The following is a 13,368-nucleotide window of genomic DNA, read 5'->3' as shown; positions in this document are numbered from 1 at the left end:
CAGCAGCCCCTTCCAGGGGCTATTTCAGTGCTTCCTTATTCCGGCGCTGCCCCAAAAGGGGCTTGCTGGTTTGCTTTGATTTCCTACTACTGCTCCAAGCAGTTTATTTCTTGTTTTTCTTCACTGGCTCACCCGTAAACGGATCGATATACTCTACTAATGACATCTGGTCATATTCTAAATCTTCTTTTAATTGATTCTGAATATACTCTTTTATTGCAGCTGTATTTTTTCCTACTGTATCTACATAATATCCTCTACACCAGAAATGTCTATTTCCATATTTGTATTTCAAATTTGCATGTTTTTCAAATATCATTAGTGAGCTTTTTCCTTTTAAATATCCTACTATTTCTGATACCGAATATTTAGGTGGTATTCTTACTAGCATATGTATATGATCCGGACAACACTCTGCTTCTATTATTTCTATTCCTTTTCTTCTGCATAATAATCCTAATATTTGTCCTACATCTGCTTTTATATCTTTATAGATTACCTGTCTTCTATATTTTGGTGCAAAAACAATATGATACTTGCATTCCCATTTAGTATGAGCTAAACTATTTACGTTCATTTTATGAACCTCCTGTGATTTAATATTTGTGGTTTGCAGACCTACATTTATTTTAACACAGGAGATTACTTATATCTAAAGATCTTCCCTCCCCCTGCATAGCAGGGGGGGTATTTTTACTGTCACACAAAAAAGCGACAGAAACAACACATCTTTCGATGTATTCCTTCTGCCGTTCTCTCTTCTCAATGGCACTGTCTGTTTTTATATATTTCAGACACATTTTCAACTTGTTAATAAGCATTATACTGTAAAATTTACTATATTTCAAGTGTATTTTAATATTTTATATGGCAATTTCAATAAATATTTTTTTCACAATCTCACAGTGCCATTATTCATTTTTTCATATTTATATTATAATCCCATCTTTGACAGTTGAGAAAATAAAAAACTGCTGTAAGTCCAATGTTTATCGGCTTTACGGCAGTTTGGATACGATTTTTAAAATATAGTAATGTTTTCATTACAGATAAAAAATTGAAAAATACTGTATTATTTCTTAAAAAGATAATTTTTCCCTTCGTTATAAGTTCCCTTCATTGAAAGCCGAACAGCTAATTTCCCAGTCATCGGATCTTCAATACCTATACTGATCTTATATTTCTTTCCGGCCAGTGAGATCAGCTTTTTTACCTGCATTCTTGTTTTTGTCTGTAAAGTTTCTTCCGGCAGAAGTGATTTTAACGAAATGTCAACCGCTTCTTTTTCAAGACTATTTCCATCCTCGTCTTCTACCAGAACCCATACAGGCCAGTCTTCATAAAATGGTGCAACTCCATCATTCTTCCATTTAAGATTCAGGCTGACATAACCCGGCATCTGAATAAGACTTGCTTCCGAAATCCACAAACGATATCCCATGCTTCCTAAAACTTTCCTATAACCGTTTTCATAAGTTTTATCCGCTACTTTCGGTCCAAGAAAAGTAGTATGTGCCTTCTTTATCAGATTTATTGTCTGATCCAGATTTGTGTCAAGCAACTCTTTCATTGTAATTGAACTTGTAAATTCACCTCCGGAAGGAAACTTTTTCCAGAAATCTTTCATTGCGGATAACCCTTTTTTCTCATGAGTCTGGTCAAACTCACCGCCTTCATTGATCCAGCGAAACCATTCCTCTGTGCTCTCCGGCTGTCCGGTCATATCGTTGTAGAGACCTGTTCCATAATGTTCTCCCTCACTAAAAGGTCTTCTCATCAGTATCATGGAATCAGGGAATGCCTCTGTCCATGGAATCATATAACGTTCTCTTACAGATTCTTCCGGCAGACTCTGTATTCCTGCGGAAATATTTACATGCCATTCTCCCCAGTGCCCCAGACTTCCAAGTTCGATATAACTGACCAGTCCATCTCTGCCAAAATGCTCTCCAAGTGCATTAACTGCCCTTTTGTGATATTGTATCATCTGTTCATTATTATAATCAGGAGCATATCCCTTTCCATACTCCATATCATACCAGGTTCCCGCATGATCAGTTTTGTCATATAGCCATTGTGGAATGTCCATATGCTCTTCCTCCCCGGGAATGTCACACACAAACCTCAATACCAGGTGTTTCCCTTCTTCTCTCCATCTGTCAGTCTGATTTTCTCTTTCGATTTTCTCCCAGTCATATTTTCCTTCCTCCGGTTCCAGTTCAGCCCAGGTAATATCCATATACAGTAAAGATATATCGTCTCCTACTGTTTCTTCCCAGGCACAAGGTGCATATCCCATTAATGGATTTCCAAAAACTTCTTCTGTTTTTTCATATATCTGAGTTTTTCTTCCAAATACCATCCATACTCCTGCTGCTATAATAACTAAAAGTCCAAAACCCACCAGAACCAGATATCGTTTCTGACATTTAGCCATGATATTCTCCATTATACTGAATCAATGTAACATCTTCCACTCCACCGATATCCCGGATTTTTTCCATGAACTCCATATCATTCTGTCTGCAATATATTTCAACTGCCATTTCTGTTTTTTCATTGCGCATAGTTTTTGATTTTACAAAATATTTTCTTTTTCCAAAACAGCGGATAATTTCATCTCCCGCCTGAGTTCCCTGATAATGAATCACTGCAATATAAATTCTGCCATTTTGTTGTTTGTGATAAAACAGGGTGATCATCAGAATGATAATCACAGCTGTCAACAGAGTTAATGCATACATACCTGCGCCGGCCGTAATCCCCGATGTGATTGCCCAGAACAGATACAGAAGATCCATCGGATCTTTAATTGCTGTACGAAAACGTACAATAGACAATGCACCAACCATACCAAGAGAAATCACAATATTGCTGCTGATTGCAAGTGTTACCATACAGGTAAGCACTGTCATTCCCACAAGTGTAACTGCAAAACTTCTGGAGAAAATAACTCCAACATAAAATTTCTGATAAACCAGATAAATCACACTTCCCAAAATCAAAGCCACTGCCAGAGCAGCCAATATCTTAGGTATATCATACTGACTGAACATTCCTGATTCCAGTACGGATTTTTTTATCATATCCTGTACACTCATCTTATCATCCTCCCCTGTGTATCATACCAATACTCAAATCCATTCATGTACCGCGTTTTTTCATAACACAGTACATATTTAGAAACTGCTGTAAATTCTTCTGCCTGCGGCGGCAGAAGATTTCTCAGAATCTGAGGCAGCAGCTCTGTAAATTTCACTTCCATGATCAGTTTTCCCGGTTCCAGTACAGATAAAGCCGGAAGCGTACTGTCGAAAATATCATAGCTTCCAACAGCAGCTCTGACATCTGTATCAAATGTGATCCTAACTGTTCCCTCATCCATAATCCATGGTTCTCTCTCATAATCTACGATTGTTCTCGGCCGCATCATATTACTCATACATTCTGTGTAAAATTCCCTGCAAAGATTATACGGACTTTTCAGAAGAAATTCATACTCGCCGGAAAGAATTTTTTGCACCTCATCTTTTGTCAGCGGAGCATCTTCTTTATAAATATAACTGCCGAACTTCTTTTTTCTCTCCAGCTTGATACTTTCAGCACTATAATTATAAATTCGTATCCTGTATTTCTTCCTCATAAGAACGCCGCTTTCCTTTTCTTCATATGCACTGTTCCAGTAATCATCAAAATACAGGCTCCGTATCAGATATCCTCCATTTTCTGCATGAGGATCCAGTTTCATAAGTGGCTTCATCCGAAGATTCAGGACTTCTTTCTCACTGGTACTGATAAGATATTTCCATTCATTACGAAAATGTTCTTTCTTCCTGTCAGCCTTCTTCATAATTGTCTTCCTCTACCGTACTATCTTCTGTTATGTAAAAGCACTTCATACCATAATGTTTTCCTTCATCTGTTACATAATAATCAAATGCATCCTGCGTTTTTCCAGATGTATTTGTTGCTCTTACTCTCACAAAGTACTGTCCTGCTTCCGGAAGGTCCATCTCAGCTTCCGGAACAGTCAGGGTTGTGTTCTGATAGATTACATCCTGAAACAGATAATCTCGCGCAACCTCTACAGAATACGTAATGTCCTCTGCGTCCAGATCATAAGATACATCCCAGTTAAATTTCAGCTTATTACCGTGTATTGTCGGAACACCTATATAAAATGGCATTGGTGTTTCCAGGCTTTCCAGATATAACTGATAGTTCTTCTCTATCTCATCAGGAAGTGATGCTGCAATCTGATCGTATTGTTCAGATGTAAGCGGTTCATACTCTGCATCAGGCATCGAATATAAATAGGGCTTCAGTATGTTCTTATAGCTCTCTATCTTTGATGTGAGCATATCTTTGTTCAGATATTCCCTCAGATCCAGAATGGCATCATTTAATTTTTCCCGGAAAGACCGTGACTTCAGACACCTTTGAAACAGAACATTTCCCCAGTAATTACTGATTCCCTTTTCCCAGCTGCCCTGATCCGAAAAATTCTTTAATTCATATTCCGATCTCATCAGACAGCCATCGTTATCCCAGGCAATAAAGTACCAGATATCTGAATTCAGAGGACTGTATAAATAAACATTTCTGTTCTGTGTGTCTACGTTTCCCATCAGAATCTGAAATGCCATCCAGTAAACAATATTTTCTTCATCAAAATGTTCTTTCAGTACATCTTCAATCCCTATAGAGTAATCATTCAGATCTGTCAGCATATCGATCAATTTGGTATGATCTGAATCCCCTTTTATTTCCAGCATTTTTTCAAAGGCTGTTTTATCATATCCTGCATCATCTTCTTTTTTTATAATATCTTCGTAACGATAGAATTCAAAAGAATTAATCTTATACAATTGTCCGTTTGAATCCAGTCCATGACTCTTTAATGCTGTCTTATTCAGTTGTTCAACCTGTGTATAAATTCCATAATCCTCAAATTTTCCACCTGATTCTTCTGTATTATCCTTTACATACAAATGCACAAACTGTGTACGTAAACCAACCATCTGAGGAATTCCCCTGATCAGATCATATGCCAGCTTATTTCGAAAGCGCATTCCTTCTGTCATATGTTTATTCAGGTTAATGGTTCTCTGTCCTCTCCACGTTCCTTTATTCTTTTTTAACTCAATTTTATAATTTTTTTGTGCATTCTGGCTGGATGTCTGGCCTCTGATCTGAACAGTTGCATTAGGCACGCTTTCTCCATATCCGACTTCCCCTTCTATCGGTCCATTCTCATCTCCCACCTGTAAAAGTCCTGCCACCTGATATCTCTCCACTCCCATATCTTCGTAGTCATAAACAGAATAGCTGTTGATTTCCTCCCATGTATGATATGTATTTTCGGATGAATTTCCCTTAGATACAGTAAGATACATGGTAACAACACTGGTATCATCATCATTTTCATACAAAGAATCCTTATCTCTTAAATGCATCTCATTGATTTCTGCTTTTTCTGTCTTTACCTGTTCTGTTTCGTTATCTTCCTGTACTGCCTGATCCTGCGAAGAGTTTCCCGCTTTTTCCAGAGTGCAGCCTCCACAGAGAGAAAGGCTGACTAATACTGCACTTATCAGATTTATTTTTTTAATTCCTGTCAACGTTCGTTCTCCTTTCCAGTTTCTCATCCATAAAACATCCGATTCTGGTAAATACCCCCGATTTGTCTTCTGCTACCACCGGCTGTATGCTGAGAATATAATATGACAGACGTCTGGTATAACGTTCCAGACGGATCATAACTATAAAATAAAACAGTACACATCCTGCCAGAAACCCAAAGCCATAATATACCTGCGGACAAAACAATGAAATCACAGTAAACACAGAAGTTCCCACGGCAAAAATTACAGAAGCAGCCAATGCTCCCCTGTAATCTGTAAAATATAAAAGAAGCAGAAGCATCGTATTTGCAACTGCATAAATGCCGTACCCAACACAAAGTGTCCGGAAATATCCATACATCAGATCATTAAATCCCAAAGGAAGGTACTTCAAAAGACTCTCACCCACTGAAATCGCCAGTGCAGTAGTCAGTAACTGCTTCAAAGCGGTATATTTCAATTCTCTGTTCAGTACATCCAGCATTTCTGTACCAGCCTGCATAATATCCTTAATGGTTCCCCCATCATTAAATAAACTGTAATAGTTCCTGTATTTCGGATAAAAATTAACTTCTACAGAAACCACAAAATTTACAGTGGTAATCAGAATTGTCAGAAATGCAATCAATGCCGGTACGTCATGAGACGGTGACCCATAAAAAAGCCCTTTTACCTGTTTCCCCAGCGGTCCGGCCCACATGATCACAAGATGGGCAAACAGCCCGATATTAATGCAGAGTCCTGTAAATGCCAGAGGCAGAAACTCATCTGCCCATCTTAAAAATAAGAATGCACTGATATCACTTTGCGGAAAATACTCATACAGCAAAACAGCATCCCATAAAAGCATGATCCCATATCCAATGCATACCGCAGCCATCAATGCCTCCACATGAGAAATTCCCAGAAACAGCAATAAGGCTCCCGAGAGAAAAGTAACAGCGATTGCAGCAAGAAAGGATAACATAATTCCTCTGTAATCTTTAATTGCAGTAAGATAACTCATTGCATTCCATGTAACGATCAGTTCTCCAAACAGCCCAAAACATAAAAACTTATCTATAAGCCCAACTCCGGAAAATATCAGAAAAATCCCATATAAAATTCCTCCTGCAATGAGCATTAAGCCTGTCGAACCCCAGAAAGATGACAGAACAGCCTCATTTTTTTCTTCATAAAGCATATCTGCAATAAATCTTATTACTACCATTGATAAGAAACTGGTTACCGTCAATGATGCAAGAAGTGTATATGTGATCATGCAGACCAGTAATTCTCTGCTCTGTTTCGAAGCGCCTGTCCTGTCACACAAAAACATAACCCCCAGCAGAAGTACGATACCAAGCAGCATGGGACCGGTACAGATAATCCCTGCATATCCATAGGCGCGGAAAGAAGCAAACAGCCCTCTTCTGCTGAACAGTTTTTTGAGTTCAAATCCAATCCCTGCCATATGCTTCCTCTACCTCCCTGTAAAGTTTTCTATATTCACTGATCATGCGCTCATGCCTGTAATATGCCTTAGTTCTTGCCTGTCCGCTTTTTCCCATCCTGATCCGCCTTCTCCTGGATTCACACATTTTTTCCATAGCGGCAGCAAGTCCATCCCTGTACATGGGCGGAACACAATAACCGGCACATCCAAAATTATCTCCTTCTTTTCCATTCAGAAGTTCCCGGCAGCACCCTACATCAGTCGTTACACATGGGCGTCTGGCTGCAAATGACTCCAGCACTGATAAGGGTTGTCCTTCTGATATACTGGTAAGGATCGTAAAATCCAGTTTTCTCATATACTGTACAATATCTACCCTTCCGGTAAAGACAAGGTTCCTGATATCCAGCTGCTTCACCAGAGCATAACACTCATCTGCATATTCCTCGTCATCTACCCCTCCCAGAATATGAAGTCTCACATTCTCCATTCTGGATGAAAGTTCATAAAATGCATATATCATAGTCTTTATATCTTTGATGGGTGCGAGACGGACTACCGCACCTATATCTACCCATCCATCTTCCTCTTTCAGAGGGATCTGTGACAACCTGTCATAATCAATACCATTTTCGATTACTCTGCATTTCTCTGCATCACAGCCAATCTGTATTTGCGTAAGCATCGCATTCGTAAATAAACTGGTTACCCGAAAAGCCCTTTTATAAATTGCTTCTGATAACATATAAAAGAAAGAAATCCACTGCTTTTTAAATGATGGGATTACCCATTTTGCCCTGATGATCTCTTCCTCTCTTTCTCTTGTATATATTCCATGCTCTGTAAGTAATACCGGTCTCCTGTAAACATATCCTCCAAGGCAGGCAAGAAGTCCCCCGTATCCTGTTGAAATGGCATGATAGGTATCTGCCTGAGGAACCTCAGAACCCAGAAGATATAAAACCGGAAGCAGCATGGAACGCATTGTATGAAACGCATCCGCAAATGCAATATACGGATATTTTTCCAGACAGCTCGCTGTTAATATATTTAAAAACTGCTCACTTTTCAGAAATGACATCGGATTCATTTTCCGGTCGTGATATAAATGGAACAATACTTCCCAGTCAGGATGACTGCATTCCATCAATTCTCTTAAACTCTTTGTTTCTTCTTCCGAAAAATGATTGATTCTGTACCGCTGTCCATTTGGGTTTCCATATTCCTTCAGTTTTAATGCATCATCCAGAAATACCTCATGGACTTCCACCACATTATCCGGCAATTCATAGACAAATTTTCCACGGTCACATGCATGTGCTCCTATCACCCACAGTACAAACTCATGCTCTTTCATAACAGTGATATACTGATGCATCCATGTAGAAACTCCACCATGCACATACGGATAACAGCCTTCCAAAACCAGACAGATTCTCAATTCTCTCACCTTATTTCTATTTTCACTGATTTCTCTTTTGCCCGAAGCAGATAGAGATTTCCGGTAATATGCGTCAGTTCTCCACCTTCTATATTACCCGGAGTCCCTTCATTCATTCTTATCATAATATAAGCTTCATCATAAAAATTATCTAATTTAAGATTAAGTTCCTGATCTGATACATCCTTATCGATCACCAGTGCCCCATACCGCTGTATTGCGCCTGATAGTTCGGAAGCAGTAAGATTTCTCAGACATGGAGCTGAAGTATACAGCCAGTCCATATATTCATCCAGCCGTTTTTTCAGTTTCTCCCATCCCAGTCTGGCACCTCTGTCTTCATCCAGCAGATCATCCGGATGCATAAAATGTGTATTGACAAAATGCATATTCAGTTCAGATACAGCCGCAAGTTCCATATAATCATCAATCACAGCACCTGAAATAATACGGGGCTGTTCCACAATTCCATCTTCTGCAACTTCAAACTCCTGTGTATATGCCATATCTCCGACAAAATAATTACTTGCAATTGTACGTATCTCCGGAAATTCTTTTACGATCATTTCCCGCCCTTCATCTGACAGTACATTAGACGGCGGTACATAAACAGACAACTCTGTCCCCGGAAACATCTCTTTTCCAAACCGTATCAGCTCTGTCATGGCTTTTTTCATTGCATCATAACTCTCCCATGTTTTGTATGGAAGGATATTTGCATAATCCACATTTGACAGGCTCAATGGCTGATGATTATATCCATGATATCCCAGTTCTCCTCCCTGATGAAGCAGCATATTCCCAAAATACTGAAATCTCTGCACATCTTCCTGTTCCACAACATTTCCAGACACATCATCTTCATAATTATCAATAATAACACCTGTATATTTCACGCCGTGTTCCTCTGCCAGATCCAGCATATCCGGCCACCAGATATTTGTATAAAACGCTTTGATGCTGAGACCATAATCACGTTTGATATATGTTCCGTCTCCACTCGGCACAGGAGATGGAAAATCATCCAGATAGAATACAGATCCATTAAGCACCGGGTAAACCATCACATCTGTCAGCAGACTATAGGATGCCGCAAAGAATCCTCTTGTGACTTTTTCACATAATCCAAAATTGTCAACTACAAACTTACCTTTTCCATAACTGTTTTCCCAGATAAGCGGAACCTTATTTTCATCATCTGTCCATGCATAAACCTTCGCCGTTTCTCCAACACTTACTTCCCATGCTGAATCATATGCGTCCGGAATCTGGTAAGATCTTCCCCCTCCGATCATGAAATCATCATCAATATAGATTTTATCTACCAGAACATTTCCATAATCAGAGTCTGTAATTCCCAATTTCTGCTCAATGATCGAAACATATATATCCTTCTGAAGTGTTAATGCAAAAAGAACACGTCCTCCTTTTTCTACCCAGTTTCCAATCTTTATAACTACATCCTTCAATGGGTTCAGATCCGACATCAGCACCACTATTGTTTCATAGCCTGAGAAATCAGGAATCTCACTCTGTCTGATATCTGCCAGATCTACTCCTGTTTTCATATCCATGAAAATTCTTTCAAACTGTTCCCATGCCTCCACACTGTCTGCCTGACTGCTGTCCATCAGCACCAGACAACTGCTCTCAATATTTTTGACTGCCTGTTTTTCGGTTACAACAGTATCCCTGTCCAGATATGCATTCTTCTTGATATCTGCCTGATACTGAATTCCTGAACGCTCTGTCCAAAGCACCACACTGATTGCCAGAAAAACTCCCAGAATAACAGTCATACCCTTAAATCGAAAAGACTGTAAATATTTTATCATTCCTGCCAAAAAGCCAATGCCTCCTTTCCTTTCGCCGACAGATAAATATGCTCCTGCTGAATCTGCTCTAATGTTTCCCTTAATTCTTTTCCCTGTTTCAGTTCTACGTAATATCTGATTCTGAGTATCCAGTATTCTTCATTTCTGTGCCACTTCTTATCTATTCTTTCCAGGCTTTTAAGAACCTGTTCATACTCCTTCATCTGCATTTGATTCTCAATCAGACATACATATGTATGAAGATCCTCTTTAAATTTCAGTTTTTTCTTCAGGAGTTTTATATATTGATTTCTTTGCACCAGTTCCATCTGTCCTTCCAGAAGTCCCTGAGATAAATACTCCTGAAGGAAATCACAGTACTCTGAAATAAGCTGTTGATTTTCCGGTTCTTTTGCATATCTGTATTCTATCTTCTGCAGTCTGCTTTCATATTCCTTAGACAGCTCTACCATTCCTGTGATCGCATAATGCACAACCTCTACATCTTCATTCATCCTTGCCTGTTTAAGCATATCTATGTAATTCTCCGGATCATCATTCAATACATTCATAATCAGATCACGCCTCATAGCGGCTTCATCAATAAGAAGCGCTTCCTCCAGTGGCACAATATTTCTGTCACTTTCTTCTTTCGGTGCTATAATGCTCCTGTAAATTTCTTCATTAATCTTCATTTTTTCTATTCCGATTTCACGCTTTTTATCCTGGTGAAAAAATATCTGGAAATGCAGAAGCAATACACAGATCGTTCCCCATACCGGTACAAAGATCACAGGTAATATGAGATACCTCTTCACCTTCAGTAAATGGGAGTTTATTCCTGTCCATACCAGAACACAACAGATAATATGAAATATAATAAAGACAACCCCTGTTATACTCTGTATCATTCTTCGTCTACCCTGCTTTCGTTACGGGTGTCAATCACTCTGCAATGAAATCCGTTTTTTTCAATCCTTTCAATTACTATCGGTAACGTGGCATCATCCACCTGCGACAGGATCAGATAAAGTTGTCCATCCTCCGCTATTCCCAGTATGTCATTCTCTCTGATTTTATTTCTTAATATCCTGTCTGTTTCCTCCAGTGTCATTTCCGGATTTTCAATCTGCAACAGAGCATATGATCCTATTTTCTGCTCTTTTATGGAATGAAATAATTTCAGTCTTTCCATAAAATACTCTGTTTTTAATATATGAGTTCCTTCCACATATTCCCTGTCTTTGACTGCTTCCTGATATTCCAGTGCACGCAGCAGAGAGACTTCTACCAGACCACATAAAATTTTGATAAGATTCAGATAATACAATGTCATCTGATTACTGGCTGCATCCTGAATAAATACCAGCATTACAAGTTCTCCATTTCTCTTTATCCCTGCAATATATGCCGGATATCCGGCAAGCAGTTCCCTGTTCCTCCAGACCTCATCCTTTTCCAACGTTTCTATCGCATTCTGATACTCTTCAACCCTTATAGAATTTGGCATTTTTCTGCGAATTTCAGGTGATGACATTTCCATCCTTCCAAAACGTTTCCATGAATCCAGTGAATAAAGTACAATTGTATGATTTTCCAGAATATCTTCCATTACCCTTATGGTTTCCATAAACAGTTTCTGTGGCTGTATCACATCCAGCTTTCTTGTTATATCAAAAATTTTTCCAAAGCTGTCCCTGCTTCCGAGAATCTGCTTCTTATATTGTCTTTTATCCTGAAGCGTCTCCTGATACATTTCCTGCATAAAGAAAAATTTTTCCTTGATCAGTCTGTTTTCTTTTGTTACAAATTCTATATCCTCTTTATTCTTCAGCCTTATATAACCACAGACAGCACCTGCGGCAAAATAAAAAATAAATGGAATCCAGTTAGAAGCCTCATAAAACAAAGTATATATGTTTACATTCTCCTGCCTGTATGCTGCAATCAAAGAACAGGTTTCCAACACAGCTGCTGATATTCCATAATTAATTCCATAAAGACTTCCCATGAATACAATAAATACAAGTCTCAGGTCAATCATTTTAAACTGGGCATAAGTTCCTGTATATCTGTTTAAAAATTCAAATAAAATAAATCCTGAAAGCAATTCCAGAATATGAACCAGCAAAGTATTTTTCGATATCCAATTCCTGATATTTGCAAAATGTCCGGAATCTGAATCTGATAATTTTTTATACTCCTGATACATCCCGGGAATATCTTCAAAAACAGATATCTTTGGAAACCACCCATATTCATATCTTATGATCTGATCATCCGGCTGTACCTTATAAATCTGGCCGCTGTTCTGGTAGCTTACATCCAGCCTACCGGGAATTGTTTTTCTGATTTCTTTTTCCAGATCACTGAAACTCTGCCCGAAACAATCCGGAACATTTAGACAGCATTCTTTTCCCCAATTATCATATACTTTATAAAGCAGTTCTGCCAGATCATCCATACATAGGAAATAAATATTTTGTTCCGGCGATTCCTCAAAAACAATTTTTCCGCTTTGTTCTGCCGCTGTAAATAGCTTATAAAAAAAATCCTGTGTGTATACCGCTGAATATAAATGAGGAATTCTCAGAATCTTGGTGTTTATCTGATACATATTTCCATATTCCATAACTACATTTTCTGCTGCGGATACCAGAAGTGTTTTTCCACTTGTAATATTATAAATGCTCTCCTGGCAGGTCAGATACAACATTCTTATTTCCTTATTCTTTTTGCATAACTGAAGTATCTGTCTCAGTTGTTCCAGTTCTCCAATCATCCTTCCATGCATGGTCAGATAATTTGAAAAATAAACAATTCTTTCAAACTCATATGTTTCGAAAATCTCTTTCAGTTCTTTCTCATCTTTTATGAACGGATGAGATAATATATTCTTTTTTCGATTTGATTTCAGCATCTCATTTCCCAGCACAACTACATCACACTCAGGAAATGATTCTTCTATAAAAGTTTCTGTTACATATCCTGTATTTCCTGCCAACAATACTTCCATACTTATTCACCTCAATAAAGTAAAGTATAACAAAGTTA

The 13,368-nt window shown here is 38.5% G+C and carries 10 protein-coding genes; all 10 read right to left on the bottom strand.

Features of this window, described 5'->3' with window-relative positions:
• Window positions 1–103: 103 nt before the first annotated feature.
• The 10 genes from tnpA to AC04Q4_RS15035 all read right to left on the bottom strand — a co-directional run bounded on the left by tnpA (window position 104) and on the right by AC04Q4_RS15035 (window position 13,330).
• On the bottom strand, window positions 104–577 hold the full coding sequence (tnpA, locus tag AC04Q4_RS15080; protein WP_173739202.1) for an IS200/IS605 family transposase: 474 nt from the start codon (window positions 575–577) through the stop codon (window positions 104–106).
• Between the two features lie 495 nt (window positions 578–1,072).
• On the bottom strand, window positions 1,073–2,437 hold the full coding sequence (locus AC04Q4_RS15075; protein WP_243251474.1) for a DUF4832 domain-containing protein: 1,365 nt from the start codon (window positions 2,435–2,437) through the stop codon (window positions 1,073–1,075).
• Window positions 2,430–3,101: a DUF4956 domain-containing protein gene (locus AC04Q4_RS15070; protein WP_008707171.1), complete on the bottom strand. Its 672-nt coding sequence runs from the start codon at window positions 3,099–3,101 to the stop codon at window positions 2,430–2,432. Before AC04Q4_RS15070 ends, AC04Q4_RS15075 begins: the two co-directional genes overlap by 8 nt.
• On the bottom strand, window positions 3,098–3,850 hold the full coding sequence (locus tag AC04Q4_RS15065) for a polyphosphate polymerase domain-containing protein (RefSeq protein WP_055199889.1): 753 nt from the start codon (window positions 3,848–3,850) through the stop codon (window positions 3,098–3,100). Before AC04Q4_RS15065 ends, AC04Q4_RS15070 begins: the two co-directional genes overlap by 4 nt.
• Complete coding sequence (locus AC04Q4_RS15060; protein WP_476389242.1) at window positions 3,837–5,621, bottom strand: CotH kinase family protein; 1,785 nt, start codon at window positions 5,619–5,621, stop codon at window positions 3,837–3,839. Before AC04Q4_RS15060 ends, AC04Q4_RS15065 begins: the two co-directional genes overlap by 14 nt.
• The gene (gene pelG / locus AC04Q4_RS15055; protein ID WP_476389241.1) at window positions 5,608–7,077 is read right to left on the bottom strand and encodes an exopolysaccharide Pel transporter PelG; all 1,470 of its coding nucleotides are present in this window, start codon (window positions 7,075–7,077) and stop codon (window positions 5,608–5,610) included. Before pelG ends, AC04Q4_RS15060 begins: the two co-directional genes overlap by 14 nt.
• The gene (gene pelF, locus AC04Q4_RS15050; RefSeq protein ID WP_476389240.1) at window positions 7,058–8,500 is read right to left on the bottom strand and encodes a GT4 family glycosyltransferase PelF; all 1,443 of its coding nucleotides are present in this window, start codon (window positions 8,498–8,500) and stop codon (window positions 7,058–7,060) included. The genes pelG and pelF overlap by 20 nt, the downstream gene beginning before the upstream one ends.
• 5 nt (window positions 8,501–8,505) lie before the next feature.
• A complete protein-coding gene (locus tag AC04Q4_RS15045) occupies window positions 8,506–10,335 on the bottom strand; it encodes a DUF2194 domain-containing protein (protein ID WP_476389393.1) in 1,830 nt (609 codons plus the stop codon).
• Entirely contained in the window at window positions 10,332–11,009 is a 678-nt protein-coding gene (locus AC04Q4_RS15040; RefSeq protein ID WP_476389239.1) for a hypothetical protein, read from the bottom strand. The genes AC04Q4_RS15045 and AC04Q4_RS15040 overlap by 4 nt, the downstream gene beginning before the upstream one ends.
• Window positions 11,010–11,221: 212 nt before the next feature.
• On the bottom strand, window positions 11,222–13,330 hold the full coding sequence (locus AC04Q4_RS15035) for an NAD-dependent epimerase/dehydratase family protein (RefSeq protein ID WP_476389238.1): 2,109 nt from the start codon (window positions 13,328–13,330) through the stop codon (window positions 11,222–11,224).
• Window positions 13,331–13,368: the final 38 nt, after the last annotated feature.

The organism is Blautia sp. HA8986 (genome assembly GCF_056504635.1).
This window is presented reverse-complemented; position numbering and strand designations above follow the sequence as displayed.